26 protein-coding genes are annotated in these 26305 nt (G+C 63.3%); 14 read left to right on the top strand and 12 right to left on the bottom strand.

Translation table 11 applies throughout. The annotated features are described in order from the left end of the window. Positions 1-65 precede the first annotated feature (65 nt). Positions 66-1676 (top strand): acyl-CoA synthetase, encoded by a 1611-nt coding sequence (locus tag AC0L3U_RS04485; RefSeq protein ID WP_473361101.1) that lies wholly within the window; start codon positions 66-68, stop codon positions 1674-1676. Between the two features lie 14 nt (positions 1677-1690). Here the strand turns inward: AC0L3U_RS04485 and AC0L3U_RS04480 are convergent, their stop codons facing one another. Continuing rightward, a complete protein-coding gene (locus tag AC0L3U_RS04480) occupies positions 1691-3919 on the bottom strand; it encodes an ATP-binding protein (RefSeq protein ID WP_473360849.1) in 2229 nt (742 codons plus the stop codon). A 313-nt stretch (positions 3920-4232) separates the two neighbouring features. On the opposite strand from AC0L3U_RS04480, the gene AC0L3U_RS04475 reads away from it, so the two are divergent. After that, complete coding sequence (locus AC0L3U_RS04475) at positions 4233-5006, top strand: DUF2189 domain-containing protein (RefSeq protein ID WP_473360848.1); 774 nt, start codon at positions 4233-4235, stop codon at positions 5004-5006. Between the two features lie 27 nt (positions 5007-5033). Here the strand turns inward: AC0L3U_RS04475 and AC0L3U_RS04470 are convergent, their stop codons facing one another. Together AC0L3U_RS04470 and AC0L3U_RS04465 are read right to left on the bottom strand one after the other, a co-directional pair. Then, the gene (locus AC0L3U_RS04470; protein WP_018453604.1) at positions 5034-5225 is read right to left on the bottom strand and encodes a hypothetical protein; all 192 of its coding nucleotides are present in this window, start codon (positions 5223-5225) and stop codon (positions 5034-5036) included. Further along, positions 5225-6031, bottom strand: a complete 807-nt coding sequence (locus AC0L3U_RS04465; RefSeq protein WP_473347001.1) for a transglutaminase-like domain-containing protein — start codon at positions 6029-6031, stop codon at positions 5225-5227. The genes AC0L3U_RS04470 and AC0L3U_RS04465 overlap by 1 nt, the downstream gene beginning before the upstream one ends. Positions 6032-6440: 409 nt before the next feature. On the opposite strand from AC0L3U_RS04465, the gene AC0L3U_RS04460 reads away from it, so the two are divergent. Then, positions 6441-6617, top strand: a complete 177-nt coding sequence (locus AC0L3U_RS04460; RefSeq protein WP_197031093.1) for a hypothetical protein — start codon at positions 6441-6443, stop codon at positions 6615-6617. An 18-nt stretch (positions 6618-6635) separates the two neighbouring features. Here the strand turns inward: AC0L3U_RS04460 and AC0L3U_RS04455 are convergent, their stop codons facing one another. From AC0L3U_RS04455 to AC0L3U_RS04445, 3 genes are read right to left on the bottom strand one after another with little or no spacing between them, the layout of a single operon-like run. Continuing rightward, positions 6636-7148: an SRPBCC family protein gene (locus AC0L3U_RS04455; protein ID WP_473360847.1), complete on the bottom strand. Its 513-nt coding sequence runs from the start codon at positions 7146-7148 to the stop codon at positions 6636-6638. Continuing rightward, positions 7145-7615: an SRPBCC family protein gene (locus AC0L3U_RS04450; RefSeq protein WP_473360846.1), complete on the bottom strand. Its 471-nt coding sequence runs from the start codon at positions 7613-7615 to the stop codon at positions 7145-7147. Before AC0L3U_RS04450 ends, AC0L3U_RS04455 begins: the two co-directional genes overlap by 4 nt. Beyond that, positions 7608-7922 (bottom strand): ArsR/SmtB family transcription factor, encoded by a 315-nt coding sequence (locus tag AC0L3U_RS04445; RefSeq protein ID WP_027565303.1) that lies wholly within the window; start codon positions 7920-7922, stop codon positions 7608-7610. The genes AC0L3U_RS04450 and AC0L3U_RS04445 overlap by 8 nt, the downstream gene beginning before the upstream one ends. Before the next feature lie 166 nt (positions 7923-8088). Here AC0L3U_RS04445 and AC0L3U_RS04440 point away from each other — a divergent pair, with 166 nt between their 5' ends. Further along, complete coding sequence (locus AC0L3U_RS04440; RefSeq protein WP_473360845.1) at positions 8089-8709, top strand: LysE family translocator; 621 nt, start codon at positions 8089-8091, stop codon at positions 8707-8709. A gap of 11 nt (positions 8710-8720) precedes the next feature. Here AC0L3U_RS04440 and AC0L3U_RS04435 read toward each other — a convergent pair whose 3' ends face one another. After that, positions 8721-9527: an N-formylglutamate amidohydrolase gene (locus AC0L3U_RS04435; protein ID WP_473360844.1), complete on the bottom strand. Its 807-nt coding sequence runs from the start codon at positions 9525-9527 to the stop codon at positions 8721-8723. 91 nt (positions 9528-9618) lie between these two features. On the opposite strand from AC0L3U_RS04435, the gene AC0L3U_RS04430 reads away from it, so the two are divergent. Together AC0L3U_RS04430 and AC0L3U_RS04425 are read left to right on the top strand one after the other, a co-directional pair. Continuing rightward, positions 9619-10530, top strand: a complete 912-nt coding sequence (locus AC0L3U_RS04430; protein WP_473360843.1) for a transglutaminase family protein — start codon at positions 9619-9621, stop codon at positions 10528-10530. 90 nt (positions 10531-10620) lie between these two features. Further along, on the top strand, positions 10621-11019 hold the full coding sequence (locus AC0L3U_RS04425) for a gamma-glutamylcyclotransferase family protein (protein WP_473360842.1): 399 nt from the start codon (positions 10621-10623) through the stop codon (positions 11017-11019). On the opposite strand, the gene AC0L3U_RS04420 is transcribed toward AC0L3U_RS04425, so the two are convergent. Further along, positions 11016-11579 carry a chlorite dismutase family protein gene (locus AC0L3U_RS04420; RefSeq protein WP_473360841.1) on the bottom strand — a complete coding sequence of 188 codons (564 nt, stop codon included), beginning with the start codon at positions 11577-11579 and terminating at the stop codon, positions 11016-11018. The genes AC0L3U_RS04425 and AC0L3U_RS04420 overlap by 4 nt on opposite strands. A 192-nt stretch (positions 11580-11771) precedes the next feature. Here AC0L3U_RS04420 and dnaG point away from each other — a divergent pair, with 192 nt between their 5' ends. From dnaG to AC0L3U_RS04405, 3 genes are all read left to right on the top strand, one after another. Continuing rightward, positions 11772-13784, top strand: coding sequence for a DNA primase (gene dnaG, locus AC0L3U_RS04415; RefSeq protein WP_473360840.1), 2013 nt, complete (start codon positions 11772-11774; stop codon positions 13782-13784). 377 nt (positions 13785-14161) lie between these two features. Then, positions 14162-16312 (top strand): RNA polymerase sigma factor RpoD, encoded by a 2151-nt coding sequence (gene rpoD / locus AC0L3U_RS04410; protein WP_473360839.1) that lies wholly within the window; start codon positions 14162-14164, stop codon positions 16310-16312. 473 nt (positions 16313-16785) lie between these two features. Beyond that, positions 16786-17859, top strand: a complete 1074-nt coding sequence (locus AC0L3U_RS04405; RefSeq protein ID WP_473360838.1) for a ParA family protein — start codon at positions 16786-16788, stop codon at positions 17857-17859. A gap of 566 nt (positions 17860-18425) precedes the next feature. On the opposite strand, the gene AC0L3U_RS04400 is transcribed toward AC0L3U_RS04405, so the two are convergent. Both AC0L3U_RS04400 and AC0L3U_RS04395 read right to left on the bottom strand, forming a co-directional pair. Beyond that, positions 18426-18662, bottom strand: a complete 237-nt coding sequence (locus tag AC0L3U_RS04400) for a hypothetical protein (RefSeq protein WP_007614643.1) — start codon at positions 18660-18662, stop codon at positions 18426-18428. 597 nt (positions 18663-19259) lie between these two features. After that, positions 19260-20198 (bottom strand): OmpA family protein, encoded by a 939-nt coding sequence (locus tag AC0L3U_RS04395; RefSeq protein ID WP_473360837.1) that lies wholly within the window; start codon positions 20196-20198, stop codon positions 19260-19262. A 175-nt stretch (positions 20199-20373) separates the two neighbouring features. Here AC0L3U_RS04395 and AC0L3U_RS04390 point away from each other — a divergent pair, with 175 nt between their 5' ends. Then, positions 20374-21180: a lytic murein transglycosylase gene (locus AC0L3U_RS04390; protein WP_473360836.1), complete on the top strand. Its 807-nt coding sequence runs from the start codon at positions 20374-20376 to the stop codon at positions 21178-21180. A 120-nt stretch (positions 21181-21300) separates the two neighbouring features. On the opposite strand, the gene AC0L3U_RS04385 is transcribed toward AC0L3U_RS04390, so the two are convergent. Then, positions 21301-22137 carry an SDR family NAD(P)-dependent oxidoreductase gene (locus tag AC0L3U_RS04385; RefSeq protein ID WP_473360835.1) on the bottom strand — a complete coding sequence of 279 codons (837 nt, stop codon included), beginning with the start codon at positions 22135-22137 and terminating at the stop codon, positions 21301-21303. Positions 22138-22264: 127 nt separating this feature from the next. On the opposite strand from AC0L3U_RS04385, the gene AC0L3U_RS04380 reads away from it, so the two are divergent. From AC0L3U_RS04380 to AC0L3U_RS04365, 4 genes are all read left to right on the top strand, one after another. Continuing rightward, positions 22265-22639 carry a response regulator gene (locus tag AC0L3U_RS04380; RefSeq protein ID WP_247403712.1) on the top strand — a complete coding sequence of 125 codons (375 nt, stop codon included), beginning with the start codon at positions 22265-22267 and terminating at the stop codon, positions 22637-22639. Positions 22640-22695: 56 nt separating this feature from the next. Continuing rightward, a complete protein-coding gene (locus tag AC0L3U_RS04375; RefSeq protein ID WP_473360834.1) occupies positions 22696-23307 on the top strand; it encodes a LysE family translocator in 612 nt (203 codons plus the stop codon). Positions 23308-23887: 580 nt separating this feature from the next. Then, complete coding sequence (locus AC0L3U_RS04370) at positions 23888-25099, top strand: GGDEF domain-containing protein (RefSeq protein WP_473360833.1); 1212 nt, start codon at positions 23888-23890, stop codon at positions 25097-25099. A 34-nt stretch (positions 25100-25133) separates the two neighbouring features. Beyond that, a complete protein-coding gene (locus AC0L3U_RS04365) occupies positions 25134-25775 on the top strand; it encodes a peptidoglycan recognition protein family protein (RefSeq protein WP_473360832.1) in 642 nt (213 codons plus the stop codon). Positions 25776-25779: 4 nt separating this feature from the next. Here the strand turns inward: AC0L3U_RS04365 and AC0L3U_RS04360 are convergent, their stop codons facing one another. Continuing rightward, positions 25780-26121 (bottom strand): hypothetical protein, encoded by a 342-nt coding sequence (locus AC0L3U_RS04360; protein ID WP_473360831.1) that lies wholly within the window; start codon positions 26119-26121, stop codon positions 25780-25782. Between the last annotated feature and the right edge of the window lie 184 nt (positions 26122-26305).

Below are 26305 nucleotides of genomic sequence, written 5' to 3'. Positions count from 1 at the left end.
ACAAGAACGTGGATGGCCGGAACAAGTCCGGCCATGACGCCGAGATCGTGGAAACGCCCGCAGCCATGCTCACCGAAGCCAGCACTTACGACGAACTCTACAGCAATTTCCGCTGGGAGATCCCGGCGCGCTTCAATATGGCGGAGGCCTGCTGCGATCGCCACGCCGACGGCACCGGCCGGCTCGCGCTGGTCTATGTCGACGAGAACGGCGCCATCACGCGCACATCCTTTGACGAGGTTGCGGAGATGTCGCGCCGCTTCGCCAATGTGCTGAAGGCAGATGGTCTTGCCCGCGGCGACCGCGTCGCGGTGTTCCTGTCGCAGTCGCTTGAGCTGCCGATCGCGCATATGGCCGCGTTCCGTTCGGCGATGATCTCCATTCCGCTGTTCGCGCTGTTCGGCGAAGACGCGCTGGAATTCCGTCTGTCGAACTCGCAGGCCAAGGCGATCGTCACCGACAAGGCGGGCTGGGAGAAGCTTTCGAAGATTCGCGACCGTCTGCCGGAGCTGAAGAATGTCTACATCGTTGGCGAACGAACGCCGGCGGGCACGACATCGTTCTGGAATTCGGTCAAGGCGGCATCGCCCGAGTTCAGGCTGGTGGACACGTCTGCGGACGATCCCGCGCTGATCATCTACACCTCGGGCACGACGGGCAATCCGAAGGGCGCGCTGCACGCCCACCGCGTCGTGCTCGGACATCTCCCCAATGTCGAGATGTGCCACAACTTCCTGCCGCGCCCCGGCGATCTGATGTGGACGCCGGCAGACTGGGCCTGGATCGGCGGCCTCATCAACGGCCTGTTCGCGTTCTGGTATCACGGCATTCCTCTGGTCGGCCACCGCGCGCGAAAGTTCGAGCCGCAAGCGGCGATGCAGATGATGGCCGATCTCGGCGTGCGCAATGTCTTCCTGCCGCCGACCGCGCTGAAGCTGATGCGGCAGGCCGGCGTGACGCATCCGGGCGTCAGGCTGCGCAGCATCTTTACCGGCGGCGAGTCCCTCGGCGGCGAGCTGCTCGGATGGGTGCGCGAGACTTTCGGCATCGACGCGCATGAGGTGTTTGGCCAGACCGAATGCAATCTCGTGATCGGCAGCAACGCGAATCTGTTTCCGATCCGCCCCGGTTCGATGGGCAAGGCGACGCCGGGTTTCGATGTTCGCATCGTCAACGACAGAGGCGAGGAGCAGCCACCTGGCCAGCGCGGCATCATCGGCGTGCGCCAACCCTGTCCTTGCACGATGCTGGAATACTGGCGCAATCCGGAGGCGACGGCGAAGAAATATGCCGGCGAGTTCCTGCTCACCGGCGATCTCGGCATTCAGGACGAGGACGGTTACTTCTGGTACGTCAGCCGCGAGGACGACGTCATCACCACCGCCGGTTATCGCGTCGGTCCGTCCGAGATCGAGCACACGCTGATGAAGCATCCGGCAGTGGCGATGGCGGCGGTGGTCGGCATTCCCGATCCGATCCGCACCGAATCGATCAAGGCCTGGATCGTGCTGCGCCCGGGCTTTGCCGCCGGCGGCGCGCTCGCGCGCGAGATCCAGGAGTTCGTCAAGGTGCAGCTCGCCGCCCACGAATACCCGCGCTTCGTGGAGTTCGCGGAGACATTGCCGATGACCGCCACCGGAAAGGTGCTGCGGCGCGAGCTGCGAGCGCTCGGGTAGAGCACATCGTCATCTCACCGCTGCGGCGTCGACAGCGCGGACCGCAGCATCGCGGCGAGGTCTCGCCGCCGGAACGGCTTGGTCAGGATGCGGGCATCGCCGATTCCATCGGGCGCCTTGACCGGATTTTGGCTGTAGCCGGAGGTGAAGAGCACCTTGAGCCCGGGCCGCAACTGGATTGCTTGCCTGGCAAGCTCCGGCCCGAACATGCCGCCGGGCATCACGACGTCGCTGAACAGCAGGTCGATGTCGCCGGACTGGCGCAACACGTCGAGCGCTGCCGGGCCGCTTGCGGCCGTGATGACGCGGTAGCCGAGCGTCTTCAGCTCGCTTTCGACATAAGTCCGAACCATGTCGTCGTCCTCGACGACGAGAATGGTCTCGCTTCCTTCGCGCGTGACGATCCCTTCGGCGGGTGAGGCGTCCTCGTTTGGCGGTGTCGCCAGGCGGGGAAAGAACAGCCTGACGGTGCTGCCTTGTCTCGGTGCGGACTGCATCTGCACCAGCCCGCCGGACTGTCGAACAAACCCGTAGACCATGCTCAGGCCGAGCCCGGTCCCCTTGCCGACCTCCTTGGTGGTGAAGAACGGCTCGAACGCCCGGCTCGCCACCTCGGCGGTCATGCCGCTGCCGGTGTCGGTCACGGCCACCATGACATAGTCGCCGGGTCGCGGTTCGCCATTGATGTCCAAGTCGGATTCACCGAGCGAGACATTGCGCGCCTCGATCGTCAGCCTGCCGCCCAACTGCATGACATCGCGCGCGTTGAGCACGAGATTGAGCAGCGCAGTCGTCAGCTGGCCGGGATCGATGCTGATCAACCACAGGTCCGGTGCGAGCGCGAAGGTGCATTCGATGTGCTCGCCCAAGGGGCGGCGCAACAAGTGTTCCATCTCCTTAAGCTTCTCGCCGATGTCGATCTCTCGCGGCCTCAGGGGCTGCTTGCGCGCGAAGGCGAGCAGGCTCCGCGTCAGGTCGGAGCCGCGCTCGGCGGCCGTCGCGATGTCGCCGGCGATCCGGTGCAACTCCTTGTTCCCCGCCAGCCTGTCGGCAAGGTGCTCCGAATTGCCGAGAATGACGGTGAGGAGATTGTTGAAGTCATGCGCCACGCCGCCGGTGAGCTGGCCCATGGCCTCCATCTTCTGGGATTGGCTGAGCTTCTGGTTGAGGTCCGCGATGGCCGCGCGTTGCTGCTCGAGCGACTCGGCGGTGCTGTTGAGCAGGGTCATCAATCCGCCCAGCTCGCCGCGCGGATGGGGAGGGGGAATTCGGGCGCTGAGATCGCCGAGCCCGAGTCTCTTCGCCATGTTGGCGAGCCGCCCGACCTGGCGCCCCACGCTCACGGTCGCGAGGATCCATACGCCGGCCAGCAGCAGCAGCAAGGCCACCGCGAGGATCGCCATGTCCTCGTAGAGCCGGCGATTCGCCGCCGCGACCAGTCCGTCCTTGGAGCGTCCGACCAGGATGTAGAGGCCGGCATCACGGATCGAAGGCGAGTGGGCGACGGCCCAGACCTGCGTGCGGCCGTCGCGATCGGTCACTTCCTGAAATGCATTTTGATCGGGAGCCGTCGCGAAGCGGAGCAGGTCGGATCCCGCAATCGACGCGCCCACGGGCGCGGTCCAGCCGGCTGTCGAGGGGGCGACGAGAACGGTGCCCTTGGCGTCGATGAGCAGGACATCCTTCTCGGCGAGCAGCCGCTTGTGGTGATACTCGGCGAATTTGCGCAGGTTGAACGAGGCGAGCAGCACCAGCTTCAGCGCGCCCGCCTCCGATCGCACCGGATATGCGATCTGGAGCACCGATATTCCGGTCAGCCGGCCGAATACCGGCTCAACCACGACGCTACGCGAGACCAGGGCCTGCTTGAAATAGGCGCGATCCCTCAGATCGAGGGTGCGGTTGGTCCGCAGCGAGTCGCAGAACAGGCTGCCGTCAGGGTCGATGGTCAGGATTCCCGTGAACTGAGGGTATTCCTCGCGCACGTCCGATAGAAACGCAGAGCATGCCGCCTTGTCGCGCGTGTCGAGGTCGCGTGCGCGGGCCAGACCGTAGTGAAGCTGCGCGGTCCCTTGAATCTTCTCACTCAGATCGCTGGCAATGTCGTCGGCCGAGGCCGCCAGATTGGCCAGGGCGGCGTTGATTTCACTGCTCCGGTTCTGCACGAAACGCAGCCCGACGAGGCTCGCCGGCACCAGCATGGCCGCGATGACGAGTATCAGTAGCCGGGTACGCAAGCTCATCGGTCGGACGGTCCAATCTGGTCATCGCGCGCTCGTTCAAGGACCCAATTTGCGGCACCACCCTCCGCTCAGTCCATAGGCAACGGGCCGAAAATGTCCTCGACGGGGAAAGATTTCGAGCTAGTTGCAGCACGGATGAGCTTCTCGAAAGGAGCGCCGCCGACGGCGCGATGGCTTTCCCGGGTCTGCGCCGGCGGCCTCGGGATACCGTCGTCCGGCCGTCAACTCGCGCGTGCGCGCCGGCCGCGGGGACTCTAAGATCGAGGTCATCCGCGTGCGACGGAGATCGCACCGGTTAAGGAGGAGGGAGCTGATGTCCATTTCGGGCAAGGTCGATCCGGTGGTGCGTCCCGTCGCGGCGACCGACATCGCCGAGGCGCTGGTCGAGGGCCTGCGTGATTTCCAGGCGCTGCCGCTTTACGGCCTCTGCTTCGGTGCGCTCTACGCCGCCGGCGGCATTGCCATCATGCTGTGCTTCACCGCGTTCGGCATGGTCTATCTGGTCTATCCGCTGGCCGCCGGCTTCGCGCTGCTCGGGCCATTCGTGGCGATCGGGCTCTATGAAGTCAGCCGTCGCCGCGAGCGCGGCGAGCCCGTCTCGCCCGGCGCGATCTGGTCGGCCGTGCGCGCGCGCAGCGAGATCGGCTGGATGGCCTTCGTCACGCTGTTCGTCTTCGTGGTCTGGATGTATCAGGTGCGGCTTCTGATCGCGCTGCTGCTCGGCCTGCATGCCTCGTTCCCGAGCCTGCAGGAGTTCATGACGGTGGTGCTGACCACGAACGAGGGCTTGCTGTTCCTCGGCATCGGCAACGCGGTCGGCGCGGTGCTGTCGTTGATCCTGTTTTCGCTGACCGTGGTGTCGTTTCCGCTGCTGCTCGATCGTGAGGTCGATTTCGTCACGGCGATGGTGACGAGCGTGCGCGCGGTCGTCGCCAGCCCGCTGCCGATGATTGGCTGGGCCGCGGTGATCGTGATGGTCCTGATCGTCTCGGCGCTGCCGTATTTTCTGGGGCTGGTGGTGACGCTGCCCGTGCTCGGGCACGCGACCTGGCATCTTTATCGGCGGATCGTGGTGCCGGTGGCGTAACAGCGAGCCGGACGCAACGCCAGCGAGCTATTCGCCCGTTGCCAGCCGGCGCTCGCCTGATGAGGTCAGTTCGAGTTCACCGAGGCGCCTGATCGCATAACCGAGGTTGGTCAGCCGCTCGCCGTGCGCTTGCGGAATTTCGCCTTGCGCCTTGCCCTTGCCGATCTCGGCCAACGACGCAAATTCATCGGCGCTAAGCGCAACGCTGCTGTCTGTCATCAGGCAACCTCGTCGGTCCATACCTTGAAATTGAGCAGCTTATTCGGACCGAAGGTCTGGGTGATCGGGACGTCCGCGGCATCGCGTCCCTGCGCGATCAGCACGCGGCCGATCCGCGGCGTGTTGTTGCGGGGATCGAACATGTGCCAGCTTCCGCCGAGATAAGCCTCGAACCAGCCGGCGAAATCTCCCGCGGCCCAGGGCTTCGGCGTGCCGATGTCGCTAAGATAGCCGGTGCAGTAGCGCGCCGGGATGTTCATGCAGCGGCAGAACGCGATGGCAAGATGAGCATAGTCGCGGCACACACCCTTTCCTTCGTCGTAGACTTCCCGCGCCGTCTTGGTTGCGCGCGCGTGCTCATAGCCGAAGGCGATGTGACGATGAACGAAATCGCAGATGGCCTGGACCCGCGCCCAGCCGGGCGGCGTGTGCTCGAACAATTTCCACGCGATATCCGACAGGCGATCGGTCTCGCAGTAGCGACTGCCGAGCAGATAGACGAGCGTGTCGGTCGGCAGCGCCTCGACGGCGTGCTGAACTGCGTTCGGAAACGCTGGGTCGGGCAGGCCGCTGTCGCTCACGACCCCATCGCCGGCAAGGCGAAAGGTGCCGGCCGGCGCTACGATACGGCTGCACCAATTGCCGAAGAGGTCGCGATAGGGAGTGATCGGCACCGAGGGTCTCGTGGTCACCAGGTCGGGCACGATGACATCGGAGGCGCGGGTGAAGTGCGTGCCTAACACCATGATCATAGGCGTCGGTTGCGGGAATTCGTATAGCATCTCAAACCCGACGCGGAGCTTCATACGTTTTTCCCTTGGCTAAGCTCCCAACATGGCTACGAAGCGGCCGATCACAAGGCTTCGACGGCTTATTCGGTCGCGAACGGCAATTAGCGCTTCAAAAGCGCGGCACGGGCGAGAAAACGATAGCTAATTGCGGCGATTGCGCGCACGGTGCCGACAACGTCGGAAAGAACCTGTCGTCTCTGCGCATATGCAGCGCCACGACTATTCGCGCGACGTGAAGCGCCTCATTCCCTCGCACTGGCGGAGCCGACTCATCGCGACGTCGCAACAGCGGTCGTTGCGCAGATTGCCCGCTCCAGCGGTGAGGCGTCCGCGGCACGCCCGTGCCGCGGACGCCTGAAGGTTTCACCGCGATTCGATCATGAGATCGAACGCCAACCGAAAGCACCCGATGCAAACTCAACCGATGCAAGCTCTCTCGCCACGGCACGTCAAGACAGAAGAAGCGCTCCGGCTCGGCGTCGAGTCGGGCTGGTACGCGATCAAGGTCAGCGGGACCTTTGTCTCGGGCCCGCACGTTTCGGAAGCGGATTGCAGTCGCAAGATCGACGAAATCAATCCGCCGGTGAAGAAGAAGCGGTGACGGCGCAGGGTTCGTCCGCTACGGCGTCTTGATCCCCATCGCCTTCAACGCTTCCAGCATCTGCGCCGGCGGCGCCATCTTGATCTGCGGCGCCTTGCCCGTTTCCAGCAGGCTCTTCAGCCCCGATAGGATTGCGGGCCAGCCGGTGCGGCCGCCGGAAAGGATGTCGTCGCTGAGCGGGCGGTCGTGACGTTCGCTCATGGTGAGGCGGACGGCCTCGCCGGCTTGTTCGATCTCGTAAGTGACAAGCGTGGTGCCGAGCTTTGCGACGAGGTCGGGCCAGTTGACGTTCCACGTCACCGTCAGCCTGTTCGGCGGATCGTATTCGAACACATCGCCTGAGATGTGTTCCGACCCGTCAGGCGCGCGCACGATGAATTTGCCGCCGAGTCTGGGCTCCATTTCAACCGCAAAGCCGGAAAAGTATTTGCGGCTGAACTCGGCGGAGGTCAGCGCCTCCCACACCTTGTCCGGCGTCGCGGCGATGTAGATCGTGTAGACGGTGAGCGGCTTGAACTGATCGAGGTTCATTTTGCATCGAATCCCTTGTTGAGGGCTGCGCGCGGAATGGCCAGCACTTTGCCGCGTTCCAGCAGGCTCTTGAGACCGGACAGGATCGCCGGCCAGCCGTTGGAAACGGCGCCGAGATATTTGCCGCCTTCGACGAAGCCGTCATGCAGCACGGTCAAACGCACGAGCGAGCCGAACGGTTCGATGGTGAACACGACGCGCGAGATCGGTTCGCCGCGCAGCTCTTCGTATTTCTGGTGCTTGAAGCTGTAGGACAACCGCCGCGGCGGATCGGCTTCGAGGATTTCGCCGGAATCGGTGGTCTCGCCGTCCAGCAGCAGCGCGAAAGGGGAGCCGATTTTCCAGTCGGACCTGACCTCGGCGCCGAACCAATATTGCTTGGTGAACTCGCTTGATGTCAGCGCCTCCCACAGCCTCGTTGGCGTGGTCTCGATGTAGGTGACATAGACGAATTGCGGCTTACTCATCGCGCTTCTCCAACTGGCGTTTCAACTCGCCGAGTGCGGCGAGCTTGCCGCGCTCGAATTTCTTGATCCAGCGTTCGCCGATCTGATGGATCGGAACTGGATTGAGATAGTGCAGCTTCTCGCGGCCGTGCCTGATGGTCGTGACCAGATTGGCCTGTTCCAGAATCGCAAGGTGCTTGGTCACCGCCTGGCGCGTCATCGCGAGGCCTTCGCAGAGTTCGTTCAGCGTCTGGCCGTTCCTGGTGTGAAGCCTGTCGAGCAGCGACCGTCGTGACGCATCGGCGAGCGCTTTGAAGACCTCATCCATGGTGACGATAATAGGCAACCAAATGGTTGCATGTCAAGACGGTGATGCAGCGCGCGGTGCTCGTGTTCCTGCAGACGCCGGAGATGAAGACGTGGGGGCTGCGGCGCTGGACGGACATTGAGTGTCATGCATTAATGCTCAAAACCGCTCTCAGCGAGTCCTCCCCATGATGTCTCTGCAAGCCTATCTCGCCTTCCTTGCCGCCTGCATCGCGCTGGCGCTGCTGCCGGGGCCGATCGTCACGCTCGTCATCGCCAACGGGCTGCGCCACGGCACGCGTGCGGCGTTGACCAATGTGGCCGGCGCGCAGGCCGGTCTTGCCATCGTCATCGGCATCGTCGCGGTCGGCCTGACCTCGCTGATGGCGACCATGGGCTACTGGTTCGACTGGGTGCGCTTTGCCGGCGCCGCCTATCTGGTCTGGCTCGGGGTCAAGCTGATCTGGGCGCCGGTCGAGGGCGTCAATGTGGACCAGCCGCCGGCGCCGCCGCGCGGCGGATTCTTCCTGCAAGGTTTCCTGGTGCTGCTGTCGAACCCGAAGGTGCTGGTGTTCTTCGGCGCCTTCATCCCGCAGTTCATGGACATGAATCGCGACCACTTCCCGCAGGTCGCGCTGCTGGGTGCAACCTTCATGGTCACTGCGGTGATGACGGACGCGCTCTACGCCATCGCCGCGGGGCGGGCCCGTAAGTTCTTTTCGGCCCGCCGCACCCGCATGATGTCGCGCATCTCCGGCGGCTTCATGATCGGCGGCGGCATCTGGCTGGCGCTGACCAGGGCAAAATAACCGCCATCGGGCTAGTCGATAAGCCTCTCTGCCCGCAGCTCCAGCTCGATCTCCGCAAAAATCCCCGCCAACCGCTCGGCCCATTGTTGCTGGCCGGACTGGTCGGCGATCAGATCCTGGCGGATCTCGATGCCGGTGTTGACGATGCCGCGGCCCTCGCCGTGCACGGGAATGGTGTAGTCGGTGAGGTCGTTGACCGCGTAGGGCTCGTTGTCGCCGACGACGAGATCGCTCTCTCTGCGCAGATGCCTGAGCAGCCGCCGCGGCAGCACGGTGTCCCGATTGTAAAGCGCGCCGATGTGCCAGGGACGCGCGACGCCGGCGTAAACGGGGGTGAAGCTGTGCAGCGACACCAGCACCGTCGGCCGCTTGTCGTGCACGCGGCGGCCGATCGCGGCATCGATACGGCGGTGATAGGGCTCGAAAATCTCGCGCCGGCGCGCTGTGCGCTCCTGCTCCGAAATTCCCTCGTTGCGCGGGATCGCGGTTGCTTCGGAAATCAGGGGGATCGAGCTCACGGCGCCGGGCGGGCGGTTGCAGTCGATCACCAGCCGCGAATAGCGCTGGGCGATCAGATGTGCGCCCAGCATCTCTGCCAGCCGGTCGGCGACACCCGCGATGCCGATGTCCCAGGCGATATGCCGCGTCAGCTCGCCTCCCGCGACGCCGAGATCGCCAAGCGCGCGCGGCAATACCCGCCCGTAGTGGTCCGAGGTGAGCAAAAAGGGCGATGTCCCTTGCGCATTCACCTCGTGCACCGGGGGGACGTCACCCTCGCTGAGGAGTTGATTGGTCGCCTCGATTGTGTCTAAAGCCATCCTGATTGCCTAATGAAACAGCAGTCACCCCGAAGAATCGGGCGGGATTGCTATAGATTGGTCCGCCCGACCTCACCATGATTGCCTGACGATGCCGCTGCTGACGATTCATCACAAGACCGAATATCGCTACACCCGCCCCGTGGCGTTCGGCGAGCACAGGATCATGCTGCGTCCGCGCGACGGCCATGATCTGCGCGTGCTCGACTCCAGGCTCGAGATCTCGCCGGAGCCGATGTCGCTGCACTGGATTCACGACGTGTTCGGCAATTCCGTCGCGATCGCGAATTTTGACGAGCGCGCGGACACGTTGGTCTTCGACTGGCACGTCACCGTCGAGCACAATCCAGTCGAGGAGTTCGCGCTGACGCCGGACGACTCGGCCTATTTCTATCCGTTCGCCTATGACGACGAGGAGTTTCCCGACCTCGTCCACTACATCACGCCGCAATACACCGATCCCGACGGCGAGATCGCGGAATGGGCGCGCGGCTTTCTCGACGAGGACGCGCCGACGCCGACCTTCAAGATCCTGAGCGGCATGACCCACGGCATCCGCGAGCGGTTTAAATACCGCAAGCGCCACGAGCTGGGCACGCAGCATCCGCTCGACACCTTGCAGTCCGGTAGCGGGACCTGCCGCGATTACGCGCTGTTCATGATCGAGGCGCTGCGCCATCTCGGCATCGCCGCACGATTCGTCTCCGGCTACATCTTCCTGCCGGAGGATATCGAGCAGCGCCATGTCGGCGGTGGTTCGACGCATGCCTGGGTGCAGGTCTACCTGCCGAGCGCGGGCTGGATCGAGTTCGATCCGACCAATGGCATCGTCGGCACCCGCGACCTCATCCGCGTCGCGGTCGCACGCGATCCGCGCCAGGCGATCCCGCTGCACGGCGTCTATATCGGCCCCGCGGGCGCGTTCGACGCCATGGACGTCACCATCAGGGTGGTGTCGGACGAGCAGCGCAGCGGCGAGGAGCTGGAGGCGGAAGTCTCGTAGCCGCTCACCGTCGTCGTCCTGGCTTTCGCCAGGGCGACAGTGGAATGTGTGGCGCTGTCGCTCTGCAGAATTCGTAGCTATAGAGCCTTCATGACCTCCGATCGTCTTTTCGTCTACGGCACGCTGATGCGCGGCTTCGACCATCCGATGGCGCGGCTGCTTGCGGGCCACGCTGATTTCATCAGTGAAGCGACCTGCCGCGGCCGGCTCGTTCTGGTGAAGCATTATCCGGGGCTGCTGCTCTCCGATGGGCCGTCCGACCGCGTCCACGGCGAACTCTTCCAGCTGTGCGTGCCCGACGAGCTGTTGCGCGAGCTCGACATGTACGAGGCCTGCGGCGAGGGCTTTCCGGAGCCGACCGAATATCTGCGCCAGCTGGTCGACGTAACAGGCGCGGACGGGGTGACGGCGCCGGCCTGGACTTACATCTACAACTGGCCCGTCACCGATCTGCCGCGCATCGAATCCGGCCGCTTCCTCGGTCACTAGGCCGACAGCACTTCCTTCACCGCGCGCACATCGACCTCGCGCTCGACATAGGTCCATTCCTCGGTGCGCCTAAGCAGCCCGACCAGCTCCTCGAACAGCGAGGCGTGGGCGGGCGCGAATTCGAACCAGGTCAGGAAATCGAAGGGCCCGCCGAGGTCGCGGCAATGATAGAGCTGGCGCGCGATCGCGGGCAGGAAGCGCAGGCTGCTCGCGATGTGATGCGACTTGTCTTCAAATATCCTGCGGCGCTCTTCCTGGGTCAGATCCCACCAGGCCTGCGACTTGCGGATCGGGATCAGCGCCGCGCTGGTTGCTTCCAGCCGGCCGAGGCTGGCCTGCACGGCCGTGAGCTGCTGCTTCTCGGCGCGCTCGGTGTAGCGCAAGCTGCTCGCGACACCGACCAGGCGCCAGGCATTGCGCGAGGGCACCAGCGGCAGCGCGATGGCCTCGCTGTCGGTGACCGACAGTGCCGGCATGAAGGCGAGGGGCTCGCCCGTGACAGGCGAAATCGAGGTGATGCGCCAACCCCCGCTCTGGCCGCCTCGGAAGGTCCTGAACATGGCGCATGGAAGCGTGGAACCGAGGCGGGTTCAAGGCCTCTGGCAGTCCGGGCTCACACTCCGCGGGCGCCGGGATGACCGAAGGGCTGTGAACAGCGCGTATAAGCCTGACAAACCTGACTTCTGGACGGGGCGTCCCTATATCCCTGATCCCTTCGCCCGACTCACACGGTTTCGCGTTACACAGAGCCCATGCGCTTCACGCCCCAATTCCTCGACGAGCTGCGTGCCCGGCTTTCGGTCTCCGAAGTCGTGGGCAAGCGCGTCAAGCTGAAGAAGGCGGGGCGGGAATGGAAGGGGCTGTCGCCGTTCCAGCAGGAAAAGACGCCGTCCTTCTACGTCAACGACCAGAAGGGCTTTTACCACGACTTCTCCTCGGGCAAGCACGGCGACATCATCAGCTTCATGATGGAGACCGACGGCCTGCCGTTCGCGGAGGCCGTGGAGCGGCTCGCCAATATGGCGGGCCTGCCGCTACCGGCGGTGACGCCGGATGCGGCGCGTCAGGAGCAGCGCCGCCGCTCGCTGCATGACGTGATGGATCTCGCCGCGAAGTTCTTCGCCGAGACGCTGGCCTCGCGCGTCGGCGCTAAGGCGCGCGGCTATCTCGCCGATCGCGAGATCTCGCCGGCGACGCAATTGCAGTTTCGGCTGGGCTATGCGCCGCCCGATCGCTTTGCGCTGAAAGAGCATCTCGGCAAGCTCGGCGTCTCCGTCGATGACATGGTCGAGACCGGCATGCTGGTGGCCGGCAACGACATCCCGGTGCCCTATGATCGCTTCCGCGACCGCGTGATGTTTCCGATTACCGATTTGCGCGGCCGCGTCATCGCCTTCGGCGGGCGCGCGCTGGAGAAGGACGTTCCGGCCAAGTACCTGAACTCGCCGGAGACGCCGCTCTTCCACAAGGGCGACAATCTCTACAACCACCAGACCGCGCGCAAGGCCACTCATGACGGCAGCGCCCTGGTCGTGGTCGAAGGCTATGTCGACGTCATCGCCATGGTCACCGCGGGCTTCGCCGGCAGCGTGGCGCCGCTCGGCACCGCGCTTACCGAAAACCAGCTCGCGCTGCTCTGGAAAATGGCGGACGAGCCGATCCTCTGCTTCGACGGCGACCGCGCCGGCCAGAAGGCGGCTTATCGTGCCGCGGACCTCGCCTTGCCGTTCCTCGCACCCGGCAAGAGTCTTCGTTTTGCGCTGCTGCCGGAGGGGCAGGACCCCGACGATCTCGTGCGCTCCGGCGGTCGCGGCGCGATCGAGGAGGTGATCGCGGCGGCGCGTCCGCTCGCCGAGATGATCTGGTCGCGCGAGCTCGAAGGCGGCAATTTCGCCACGCCCGAGCGCCGCGCCGCGCTGGAGGCGCGCATCAAGGAGCTTTCCAACGGCATCCGCGACGAGGTGGTGCGGCGCTATTATCGGCAGGATCTTGCCGAACGGCTGCAGCGCGCCTTTGCCCCCGAAGGCGGGCGCGGCGGCTTTGGCGGCGGCCGTGGCAATTTCCGCCCCGGCTCGGCCGGACGTCAGTTCCAGCCCCGTGGTGGGGGAGGCGCGAATCGATTCGGCGGTCAGGGATTTGGTGGCCGCCGCGGCCCGCCCGGTCCGATCCAGCTGCCCTCCGGGCCCTACCAGGCGGCGAGCGCGCAGCTCGCGGCAAGCCCGATCATGCGCGGCCAGCGCAGCGCCATCTCCCGCCGGGAGGCCCTGATCCTGCAAATCCTGATCAACCATCCCTGGCTGCTGCACGATCACCTCGAGGAGGTCGCGGCCCTGGAGCTCGCTCATCCCGAGGTCCACAAGCTCCGGGCCGGCATCATCGCTGCCTTTGCCAACGACCATCACCATTCGCCGGACCCTGGCGAGCTCGCCGAGAAGATGCGCAGCGACCTCGAGAAGGGTGGATTTTCACAGGCTCTTCAAAGGGTTGAGGGCGGCATTACGACCGCGGCGGTGTGGGGCGCCCGCGAGGGCGCCGCACGGGACGACGTTCTCTCCACCTGGCATCAGCTGGTCGCCTTGCATCGGCAGTACCATTCACTACTTAGAGAGCTGAAAGACGCCGAGCTGGCCTTGGGGGAGGATCCCAGCGAGGCCAACATGGCGTGGCTACGCGACGTCAAGGCTCGGATAGGCGAAGTCGACGGCACCGAGGCCCTGATCGAGGGTTTTGGCGAGCTGTCGGGCCGGTTCCAGAAGAGCGTGTGATGAAAGAATCATGCGGACGGCCGGGACCGGAACCGCTAAAAGACTCGCCAAATCCGAGGTTTGGCGGCAAAAACAGGGTTAATCGAGGCTTAACGGTCTTGTAGCACTTTGGCCACCAGGCGGCCGCAGGCAGAACAGACGCGTCAGGAATGAATCCGCGCAATTGCTGTTGGCACTACACCTGCATCCGCTGCGACAAAGAGGCTCTACGAAGCGTTAGGCAAATCCGGCGAGTGAAAGGTCGGGGGTGGCGACAAGAGGTCCGCGCCGCCCTTTCCGTGTCGAGATCTGACGAAGCGAGAGCATCGAGCAACAGGTTCAAGTGATTTCACGCGGGCGCGGCGAACGTCTGTGTGAAACGCGTTTAGGAGCAATGGATGGCCACCAAGGCAAAGACGCTGCAGGCGAAGGACAAGGAAAAAGACGACAAGGCAGCGGACGCGCCGGAGAAGGACTCCCAGGACGCGCCCTCGCCGTTGCTCGATCTGTCCGACGCGGCCGTGAAGAAGATGATCAAGCAGGCCAAGAAGCGCGGCTTCGTGACCTTCGATCAGCTCAACGAAGTTTTGCCGTCCGACCAGACCTCTCCCGAGCAGATCGAGGACATCATGTCCATGCTCTCGGACATGGGCATCAACGTCACCGAAGCCGACGATAGCGAAGGCGAGGAGGACAAGGACGAGAGCGGCGAGGACGAGACCGACAACGAGCTGGTCGAAGTCACCCAGAAGGCCGTCACCGAGGTCAAGAAGAGCGAGCCGGGCGAGCGCACCGACGATCCCGTGCGCATGTATCTGCGCGAGATGGGCACCGTCGAGCTGCTGTCGCGCGAAGGCGAAATCGCGATTGCGAAGCGCATCGAGGCCGGCCGCGAGGCGATGATCGCAGGTCTGTGCGAAAGCCCGCTGACCTTCCAGGCCATCATCATCTGGCGCGACGAGCTCAACGAAGGAAAGATCTTCCTTCGCGACATCATCGATCTCGAAGCCACCTATGCCGGCCCCGACGCCAAGGCCGGCATGAACAATGCGATGATCGCGGGTCCCAACGGCGAGACCGGTGAAGCGACGGCCGAAGGCGGCCAGGCCACCGGTGCCGCGCCCGCGCATGTCGCCCCGCCGGCCGCACCGCCGGCGCCGACCCCGTTCCGCGCCGCGCCTGCGCCCGGCAATGCCGGCGACGCCGCGAAGGATCCGGCGGAGTCCGCCGCCGAAGCCGACATGGACGAGGACGACGAGTTCGAGAACCAGATGTCGCTTGCGGCGATCGAGGCCGAGCTCAAGCCGAAGGTCGTCGAGATCTTCGACAAGATCGCCGACAGCTACAAGAAGCTGCGCAAGCTGCAAGAGCAGGACATCCAGAACCAGCTCGAGAGCACCTCGCACGGCCCCTCGCTCTCGCCGCACCAGGAGCGCAAATACCGCAAGCTCAAGGACGAGATCATCGTCGAGGTGAAGTCGCTGCGCCTGAACCAGGCGCGTATCGACTCGCTGGTCGAGCAGCTCTACGACATCAACAAGCGCCTCGTCTCGCATGAGGGCCGCCTGATGCGCCTTGCCGACAGCCACGGGGTCGCGCGCGAGGACTTCCTGCGCAACTACACCGGCTCGGAGCTCGATCCGCGCTGGCTCAACCGTGTCTCGAAGCTGTCGGCCAAGGGCTGGAAGAACTTCGTCCATTACGAGAAGGACCGCATCAAGGACCTCCGTCACGAGGTGCATCAGTTAGCGGCGCTGACTGGCTTGGAGATCATCGAGTTCCGCAAGATCGTGCACTCCGTGCAGAAGGGCGAGCGCGAAGCCCGCCAGGCCAAGAAGGAGATGGTGGAAGCCAACCTCCGTCTCGTGATCTCGATCGCCAAGAAATACACCAACCGCGGCCTGCAGTTCCTCGACCTGATCCAGGAAGGCAACATCGGCCTGATGAAGGCCGTCGACAAGTTCGAGTACCGCCGCGGCTACAAGTTCTCGACCTACGCCACATGGTGGATCCGACAGGCGATCACCCGCTCGATCGCCGACCAGGCGCGCACCATCCGCATCCCCGTGCACATGATCGAGACGATCAACAAGATCGTGCGCACCTCGCGCCAGATGCTCAACGAGATCGGCCGCGAGCCCACTCCTGAGGAATTGGCCGAAAAGCTCGGCATGCCGCTGGAGAAAGTGCGAAAAGTCCTCAAGATCGCCAAGGAGCCGTTGTCGCTGGAAACGCCCGTCGGTGACGAAGAGGATTCGCACCTCGGCGATTTCATCGAGGACAAGAACGCGATCCTGCCGATCGACGCCGCGATCCAGTCCAACCTGCGCGAAACCACCACGCGCGTGCTCGCCTCGCTCACCCCGCGCGAAGAGCGCGTCCTGCGCATGCGCTTCGGCATCGGCATGAACACCGACCACACGCTGGAAGAAGTCGGCCAGCAGTTTTCGGTGACGAGAGAGCGTATTCGTCAGATCGAGGCGAAGGCCCTGCGGAAGCTGAAGCATCCGTCAAGGTCGAGGAAGCTGCGGAGCTTTTTGGATAATTGATCGGGATTGTAGATTCTGAAAAAAGGGAAACGGCGGGCGAAAGCCCGCCGTTTCCCTTTTTCTCGCGCTCGAACTAAGCGGCCTTACTCTGTGCGTCCTGGTCCGTTTGGTCAGCGTACATCCAAAAGTGATCGACATACGCCGGCACATACCCGTCCGCTATATTCCAGAATTTACGTAGGGTATCCCGGATCGCGGCTTCATCTAGGTCGCCTTCGTAGGTGGCCGTCTTGGTCGTTCTTATCAGACCTGCGCCTTCAAGAACTGCCGCCAGCGCGTTCCTCAATCCACTGCCAGAATCGTTGTTTAGCGAAAAACGAACTATCACTCTCAACCTAATCTCCTGTGTTCGATTTCATGATTTCATCCACGTGCCCCCTCTCAGCAACAACATCTGATCACTATCGAGATATTGCACATCTGTCAAGTTTTGTGTATAAAGTTCACAGATTGGTCTATTTGAGGTAATACCTATGGCACAGCTCGATCTTGTCGGAATTGCCGAAATTGCCGAAATGGCTAAAACATCGAAACAGGCGGTCTCCAATTGGCGGCTACGTTACGACCATTTTCCGAAGCCATTTCAGACGCTTCAGAGTGGTCCGGTGTGGAAGCGTGAGGTTGCAAGTGCATGGGTAAAAAGCTTTCGTGGAGAAGAAACCCACGTTTTAAGCTTCATTAATCTCAAGGGAGGAGTTGGAAAAACGACTACTGCTGTGGCTGTGGCCGAAATTCTCGCACAAGAAGATCGAAAGCACGTTTTGCTGATTGATCTTGATCCACAGACCAATGCAACGGTCACCGTAATTACGGAGGATAAGTGGGCCGAGTTGGATCAAGCGGGCAACACCGTCGCTCAGCTATTCGCGGATCGGCTAAATCCTCAGAGTGAGCCGAAATTCGACATTGAGACAGCCATCGTTCGGCGCGTTTCAACGATCAACGATGGGATCGCGCGGCTCGACCTATTGTCTTCGAGCATCAGACTGATTGAGATGCAGGACAAAATCCCAATGATAGCTCTTACCGGAAACTTCACTACAAATCCGATCGAGATACTTCGTGAAGCTCTCGCACCGATAATCGAACGTTACGATTACATAATTATCGATTGTCCACCTAGTCTTGGTGCGATCACAAAAAATGGTCTCCGTATCTCGACTGGATACGTTATCCCAACGATTCCTGACATCGTGTCGACCTGGGGTATCTATCAGATCGTCGATAATGTGGCTCGCTTCTCAAACGACATAGGGAAAGTGATTCCGGCGGTTGGGATCGTTGCGACAAAGGTGCAAGCAAACAATCTACATCGTAGAGTAATTTCTGATCTGCGATCCGGTCGACTTGGGCACTTTGGAGCTGTCGGAGGATTTCAGCAACCTCCGCTTTTCTCTAATGCCATCCCACAAACTGTAGACGTTGCGCGCGGTGCCGACGTCGATGCGGACATCCGCACATTTAAAGGAAAGTACGGAACAGCCTATCCGGCTCTGCGCGGACTTACTGAGGAAATTGTACAGCTATGCGAAAAGAGAAAGAACTAGTCGCGCTCTTGCGCGGGTTGGTCGAACTCTTAGCACAAGAGGCAGACCACAATCCGAATTTCGCGAATAAGTTGGAGATGGTGCTAAGTTCGCTACCCGCGAAGGGAGGCCGGTCTCTGAAGGCTTCAAATGCGCCACAAGAAATCGCTCCAGACATCTACTCTAAGTGGGGAGAGATTGGTGAAACGGAGTTTATCTTGTGGCTAGGGGCCCTCTCGAAGGAGACTCTTCAGTCGATTATACGCGTTAACGGTTTTGATCCGGCTGGGCGTACATCCAAGTGGAAGGATACTGAGAAGCTGTCCTCGTTTGTTGTCGACAACTTGCGCGCTCGACTTGCGCGCGGCGCGGCATTTATGACGAAAGAGAAGTCTGACTGAGGGCTGCCAGTTAGCCCAAGGCGCACGTAAACTGAAGCATTCGTCAAAGAGGCGGAAGCTGCGGAGCTCCTCGATAACTGCTTTAGGTGGCCCGGACTCAATCCAGCCCACATTTAGACGAAAACGGCGGGCCGAGGCCCGCCGTTCTTGTTTCTGCTGACGCTCCGCCTGTCGCGCGAGCGAAGCCTACTTCTTCTTCGCCCCGACCCGCTCAAGGTTCTTGATCTCCAGCGCCGGGCGGCCGGACTTTTCGGCGATCTCGCGGTCCTGCTCCATGATGTAGGCGCGGGCCGGCTCGTCGCCGTCGAGGCCGCCGAGCAATTCGGCGGGCACGCGCCGGTTGGAGCGTTGGGAGCCGTCTTCATAGAAGACGTTGAAAAAGGCGAATTCGCCCTTGGGATTAGTTCCGGGTTTTTTGGCCATGGCCGGCTTTTCGTCGATCAGGGGGCCATAGTCAAATGACTTTGGCAGGTTTCCGGGGGCTGGCTGCGGGCCTGCAGCGGCAGAACCGGCTGCGCGATCGATCGACGAACCCGTTTGCGAGGCGCCTGGATGTCGTGTGGAAGCGTCCAACGCTTCGTAAAACCCGATGCGCTCCTTGAGGAGACCCTTGTCTCACCCTTGCCTCAACAAACGGCGGGCCGCGAAGCCCGCCGTTTATTTTGGTCTTCAGCGTCGCCCGGGGCTGGCGGGGCGACAACCTAGAATAGAAGGTTATAACCGGCGCCATGCCGTGGCAAGGCAAATCGTTGGCGCTGCGATGTCTCAGCGAACGCATCAGATATGCAGTAGTCGCGACTTCGCGTTTCGATCAGCGTCAAAGCAATTGCTTGGATGGCCAAATCACTTTGCTCATATTTCCTGCTCTCGCAATGCAGCGACCGGCGCGCGCCTTGTTGAAAAGTGCGTTTGCCTGCACGTATTCCCGCGTGCGTGCAGAAATTGCGCTGACTAACATATGTTAATTCGTTTTCGCCTTCGCATTGTTCCATCATGCTGCGCGCGCAGCATGCACCAATCTCACGGCGCCACCAGCTCCACCCGACGATTCAACGCACGGGCGGGCTCCGTCGCATTGGGACCCACCGGCGCCAGCAATCCAACACCGGCAGTGCGCAATCGCGTCGGCGCGATGCGAAAACTCTTCACCAGCTCGGCTGCGACGGCTTCGGCGCGGCGCTTCGACAGGTCGAGATTGTACTCATAGGCGCCCTGGCTGTCGGTGTGGCCGACGATGAAGACGTTGAGCTGCGGCTGGCTCGTCAGCAGCTTTGCGATCTGCTCCAGCGTCGGGCGGCTCTCGGGCTTGAGCACGGCCTTGTCGGTGTCGAAATAGATGCCGTAGAGCGCGATGTGACCGGTCTCGCCAAGCCCCTTCGCCATCGCGGCGGCGTCCACCATCTTGTTGGCGATGGCGCCGAGCTCGGCGACGGTGACCTGCGCTGTGATGTCCTGGTTGTTCTGGCTGGCCAGGACGCTGGCAAAGCTCTCGCGCCCGCCCTCGGTCTTGCGGCCGGCGTAGTAACGATAGTTGAAACCATCGACCCACATCTGCGGGACCGGCAGCGTGTCGATAGCTTCAGTAAAGGGAATGGCGCCGCAGGCATCGGTATCGCAGGCGAGCAGGGTCTCGAAGCCGGCTTTGGCAAGCTGCGTCTCGAAATTGCGCGACACTTCCAGGATCGAGGGGCCGGGATTAGTGCGATAGGCGATGCGAAAGACGCGGCCCTCGAGCCGCCGCGCATCGACGGGCTGGCCGTCCTTGAAGGGAGCCGCCTGCATCCGCGCCGCGTCAAAATCCTTCATCACATAGCCGGTGATGACGCTGCCGGCGAACCGGCCGATGCCGGGATAGTCGCGGCTGCCGGCGGCATCGCGCGTCTGCGCGGAAGCGGCAGTCACGGTGAGGGAGAGCAAGGCGAGGACGGCGAGCATCCGGCGCGACATGGACATGAGCATGGAGATCCGCATAGGCATGGTCATCTCGATCGGTTGGGGAGGGGGCGATCGCATTTGATTTGTCGCAGGCAGGCAGCGATCGGTTCTGGCGAGGATTTGCCGCTTTGACGCGAATCCGGTTCCCGGGCATGATCGCGCGCTGCTCCCCCGCCCATTCCCTGTAGGATTCATCCGAATGTCGAAATACGCCTTGGCCATCGCCTTCATCGCCTGTCTGGCCGGCGGATCGGCGCAAGCCGCGCGCTGTGGCGGCGACTTCAACAGCTTTGTCGCCAGCATGACCTCGGAAGCGCAAGCTGCCGGCGTCTCGGCGGGCGTGACCAGCGCGGCGCTCAGCGGTGTGCAGCAGGATGGCGCGGTGCTCGCCTTCGACCGGCGCCAGCGTTACACCTTCAACAAGAGTTTTGAGCAGTATGTCTCGACCCGGGTCGGCCCCGGCCGCATCAATGGCGGCAAGGCGCTGCTGCAGCGCCATGCCGCGCTGCTCTCGCGCATCGAGCAGCAGTTCGGCGTGCCCCGCTATATCCTGATCGCGATCTGGGGCCTGGAGAGCGATTTCGGCAAGGGCGACATCGGCAAGCTGCCGGTGGTCCGCACGCTGGCGACGCTGGCGCATGATTGCCGCCGCACCGAGCTATTCCAGGGCGAGCTGCTCGCGGCACTGAAGATCGTGCAGCGCGGTGACCTGCCGCTGCGCGACCTCATCGGCGCCTATGCCGGCGAGATCGGCCAGACCCAGTTCCTACCGTCCTCCTACATCAAGTACGGCGTCGATTTCGACGGCGACGGCCACGTCGATCTCCGCCACAGCGTTCCCGACGTGCTCGCCTCCACCGCGAACCTGCTCCACACCAGCGGCTTCAAGATGGGCCAGCCCTACGGCGAAGGCACTGCCAATTTCGAGGCGATGCGCGAATGGAACAGGGCGGTGATCTATCGCAAGACGATCGGGTATTTTGCCGATCGGCTGGCGGGGCAGTGAGGGGAGCTAACCACAATCGTCATTGCGGGCGCAGCGAAGCAATCCAGGTGGAGACAGTCTGGATTGCTTCGTCGCTGCGCTCCTCGCAATGACGAGCGGAGACAGTGCCGCGCCCCTGACCTACTTCGCCAGCCCCTTCGCCATCCTCTCCAGCTTGCGCTGCAACGGCGCCCAGTACGTTGCCGGGCGGAATCGCTGCAGGAGATCCATGAAGCGGGCGTCGTTGCCGATCAGGATGCGCGGCTCGTTTCTCTCGATGCCCTTGATGATGCGTAGCGCGGCGTCGCGCGGCGTGGTCTTGGCCGCGTTCTCGAACCGCTCGATCGATTGCGACCGGCGCGCATTGTCGGTGACGCCGATCCCGGTGCGCGAATTGCGGGCGATGGCGGTGGCGACGCCGCCGGGATGCACGACCGACAACCTCACAGGGCTGCCCGCGACTGCAAGCTCGTGCCGCACGCTCTCGGAAAAGCCGCGCACCGCGAATTTCGCCGCGGCATAGGCCGACTGTCCCGGCGGGGCGATGATGCCGAAGATCGAGGACAGGTTGACGATGTGCGCCTCGCCCAGCGTCTTCAGATGCGGTAGGAAGGCGCGCGTGCCGTGCACCACGCCCCAGAAATTGATGTTGAACAGCCAGTCCATCTGCGCCTGGTCGATCTCGTCGAACGAGCCCATCAGCGCCACGCCGGCATTGTTGACGACGATGCCGAGCGCGGGATGCGCGACGGTCGCCTCACGCGCGAACTGCGCGATGTCGTCGGGCTCGCTGACGTCGATCCGATGCAGGCTGATCTTGCATGCGGCTCCGATCTCGGCAGCGAGCGTCTTCAGCCCGGCCTCGTCGCGATCGGCAAGCGCGAGATCGCAGCCGCGCCGCGCAAGCTCGATCGCCAGCGCGCGGCCGATACCGCTTGCCGCTCCGGTAATGGCGGCGGCGCCGCAGATCGCTGTCATGATGTCCCCGTCAAGCCTCTCGAGCGGAACTATGATTTACATTTTTTCATATTGGAACCGAACCGCATCGCTGTTCCCACCTTAACCTACGTTACTTGATGAAGACAGGCAGCATTGGGAGCCGCCGATGGGACAAGCACAACCGTTTCGAGCCACCGCACTGATCGTGGAAGACGACCTCATGCAGAGGGAGATGCTCAGTCTTCTTCTCGAAGAAAGCGGCTACGACGTCATTCAGTGCGAGAGCGCCGAGGCGGCCGAGCTTGTGCTGGAGAAGAGCGCCGGCGCGCTCTGCCTGATGATGACCGACGTCCAGCTTGCGGGCCGCATGAACGGCGTCGAGCTCGCGCACGTCGCCAAGGACCGCAACCCGAAGCTCGACGTCGTCGTCACCTCCGGCCGCCCCTTGATGCAGCCCTTGCCGAACGGCGCAAAGTTCTGGGCCAAGCCCTGGGCGCCGCTCGACGTCCTCCGCGAGGCCGAGATCGCGCAGCTGTCCTGACGGCGATCCCGCTGGGCCGGCTTTCGTGGTCCAGGGCGCGGTGATAAGGTCTGTCCATGACCTTGTCCTTCCTGCTTACTTCGCTGATCGTCGTCGCCTCGCCCGGCACCGGGGTGCTCTACACGCTGGCCGCCGCGCTGACCCGCGGCTCGCGCGCGAGCATCGCGGCCGCTTTCGGCTGCACCCTCGGGATCGTGCCGCACATGACGGCCGCGATGCTGGGGCTCGCCGCCGTGCTCCACACCAGTGCGCTCGCCTTCGCTGCGCTGAAATGGTGCGGCGTCGCCTATCTGCTCTACATGTCCTGGCAGGCGCTGCGCGAGACCGGGGCGCTGGCGGTGGACGGCGAGATCCGCGAGCGTTCGGTCGGCCGGGTGATCGTGACCGGCTTCCTGATCAACATCCTCAATCCGAAGCTGTCGATCTTCTTCCTGGCTTTCCTGCCGCAGTTCATCGCCGCGGACGAGGGCCATGTGCTGGCGCGGATGCTGGAATTGAGCGGCGCCTTCATGGCGATGACGTTTGCGGTGTTCGTGGTCTACGGCCTCTGCGCAGCCTCGGTGCGCGAGCGCGTGATCTCCCGCCCGCGCGTCATGGCCTGGCTGCGCCGGAGTTTTGCCGCCGGCTTCGCCGCGCTCGGCGCCAAGCTGGCGTTCGCGGAGCGGTAACTTCTCCAGCCATTAAAGGCGGAAGCCAATAAAAAGCGGGCCTTGCGCCCGCCGTCTTCCAATTCAGAACTCCCACCCGACGCCCGGGCGGAGCGAGCTCCACCCGGGCAAAGAATAAGAAGCCTCGTTACTTCTTCTTCGCTGCCTTCTTGGCCTTCTTCTTCGTCGCCTTCTTCGCCTTCTTCGCTTTCTTAGCCATAGGATCCTCTTCAGGGTTAATGGTGAAACGCGACACGAGGGATGCTCGGCGGAGGGCCAGCCTCGCAACATCCTCGATGACAAGCTCAGCAGATTCGCGCGCTTCTGCCCCGCGCTGTCACATCCGTGTCATCGCGTTATCCACAGCTCAGATGCATTTTCGGGTGATTTTGGCCCGCGAATCCGCATCGCCGGCGTGCTCGACGATCCGACCATGCGCTAGCCGTTCATGAATCCAAAACCAAAGGCATGTTTTCGCGGATCGCAGTGAGACTCCGTTAAGCGCGACGGCCGCATTGTCTCCGCAAGAAAACGGGGACGGGGTCATGAACGGACAGCTGGCAGGGACAGAGGGCGCGACGCTGCGCGTGTGGCGCGCGCCATGCTGAACGTGCCGACACTCTGGACCGTGTTCGTCGTCAACTTCCTGGCGCTCGGCCTGATCTGGGCCTACGTGACGCGCTCCTATCCGAAATTCGCGGCCGCGCGGTTCTGGATGGCATCGTGCTTCGTCGGCGCGACCGGCACGATGGCGGCCCTGATCCGCCTTTTCGTCGTTTCGCCTGTCCCGCTTCTGCTCGGAGCCGCCGGCGTCATCGCGGCGAGCTGCCTTGCCGCCATGGGCATTCAGCGCTTCTACGGTCGGCCGGTGTCCTGGCGCCTCATGGCCGCGACGGGAATTCTCAGCCTCGGCGGCGTCGTGTTCTTCATGGTCGCATACGATCACATGCAGCTGCGCATGCTCAGCTACTCGCTCGGCCAGGGGCTGCCGCTGGCGCTGTCGCTGCGTTTGCTGCTGTCGCCATCGGAAGGCCGTGCCAGCCCGGGAGCCCGGCTCTCCGGCATCGTGATCATCACCATCATCGCGATCTTCGCGGCCCGTGCGATCGGCAATCTGCTCGGCGGCGATTTCTCGTCGGTCTCCGGAGGGGAGTCTCATGCCGTCATGGTGCTGGGCCTGCTGTTTCTGTCGATGACGCTCAATTTCGGCTTCCTGCTGATGGCGATGGACCGCCTGCGCAACGAGGTTGCCGACCTCGCGCTGCTCGACGATCTCACCGGCGTCGCCAACCGGCGGCATCTGTTGCAGCGGCTGGGTGAAGAATGCGCCCGCTCGGAGCGCAGCAGCGAGCCGTTCTCGCTGCTGGTGATCGATCTCGACGGCTTCAAGGCCGTCAACGACACCCATGGTCATGCCGCGGGAGATGCCTGCCTGCAGCACTTCACCCTGATGGCGCAGACGCGCTTGAGGCCCGGCGATATGCTCGCCCGCACCGGCGGCGACGAATTCTGCGTGGTGCTGCCGTCGTCGACCTTGCGCGAGGCGGCTGCGATCGCCCGCCGCGTGCTCGAGGTCTGCCGCCAGGATGCCGTCACTTGCACCGGCGTCGACATTCCGATCGCGATCTCGATCGGGGTGGCGCAGTGGGACCGCGGCGTCGGCCAGTTTCCGGACCGCTTGATCGCGCATGCCGACCACGCCCTCTATGCGGCCAAGAAGAACGGCAAGAACGACTTTGCCGTCCACGATCCGGCGCCGCCGCTCATGCCTGACCCGATCGGTCCGGGCGAGGCCTTGCGCAAATTCGCGTAAGGGCGTGCTAATCTCTGGTCCGCATTGGACCCGCATGATGATCTCTCGCCTGCTCGCTGCCGTTCTCGCCGCTCTCATTCTGATCGCACCTGCCGCTGCGACCGACGCCGAGCTCGCAAAGCTCGCGCGCGCCTCCGGCACACCCGACATTCCCGGCCTGAAGATGGTGTGGCTGGCGCCATGGGGCCATGTCGGCAACGCAAGACCCTGGCGCAACATCATCGTGCACCAGACCGAGGGACCGGCCGGCTCGGCGCGCGGCGGCGCGCAAGAGCAGGCGAAGAATCCCACGCGTCGCGGCGTCACATTGTGGGTGGAGACCGACGGCACCGTCTATTGGGCGGTCGCGGAAAACCTGGTGCCGACCCATGGCGACGGTGCCAACCGCAACGACAACAAGTACATCGACAACAAGCCTACCTTTCGCCAGGTGCTGCGCGACAATTCGATCGGCGTCGAGTTCGCCGGCAACTATCCCGACGTCACGACGGGCCCGACCGCGGCGCAGGTCGCGGCGTGGAAGATCCTCGTCCAGATCCTGCGCGCGCGCTACGGCATCCCGCTCGACCACGTCTATGCACACAACTGGATCGACTACAAGGACGCCCGCTATTGCGAAGGCTGCTGGCTCGCGACGCTGGCGCGGGTTTGGGGGGCAAGAACTTGGGGGGAGTGACGAGCTACACCGGTTGCGACATCCAGTCGAACAGCCGCCGGATCAAGCCCGGCCGCCGCGGCAGTTCCGGTGGGTCATCCACCGCCAGCACGCGTTTGAAGAAGTAGTCCAGGAACACCATGTCGTTCGGTTCGGTGACGGTGAATGTCTCGTCGCCGAAGTAGACGCTGTAATTGAAGAAGAACGGACCCATCAGCGGGATCGTTGCGGTCGAGGCATAGTCCTTCGAAATCACGAACTCCGACGGCTCGAGCCCGTGGTCGCGCATCGCCTGCTCGACCAGCGGCAGCTTGCGCGTGAACTGGGCGGAGAAACCGCCGACGGTGGATTGCAGGATGATCGACACGGTCTGTGTCCGTTCTCTTGAGGCTGCCGGTCCGATGCTTTTGGTCGGTCGACCGGCAGTGCGGGTTCAAGGCAGAGCCACAAACCGGCTGTCATCGCCCGGTTCAATGTTTAGACCGGGCAGATCACTGACAGGTGTTCGGAGACATAGCTGACACATCAAAATGGGCTGGTCTGGTCGATTC

This window comes from Bradyrhizobium sp. Kon69 (assembly GCF_055807515.1).
The sequence above is the reverse complement of the archived record's forward strand: the minus strand, read 5'-3'. Positions and strand labels throughout refer to the sequence as shown.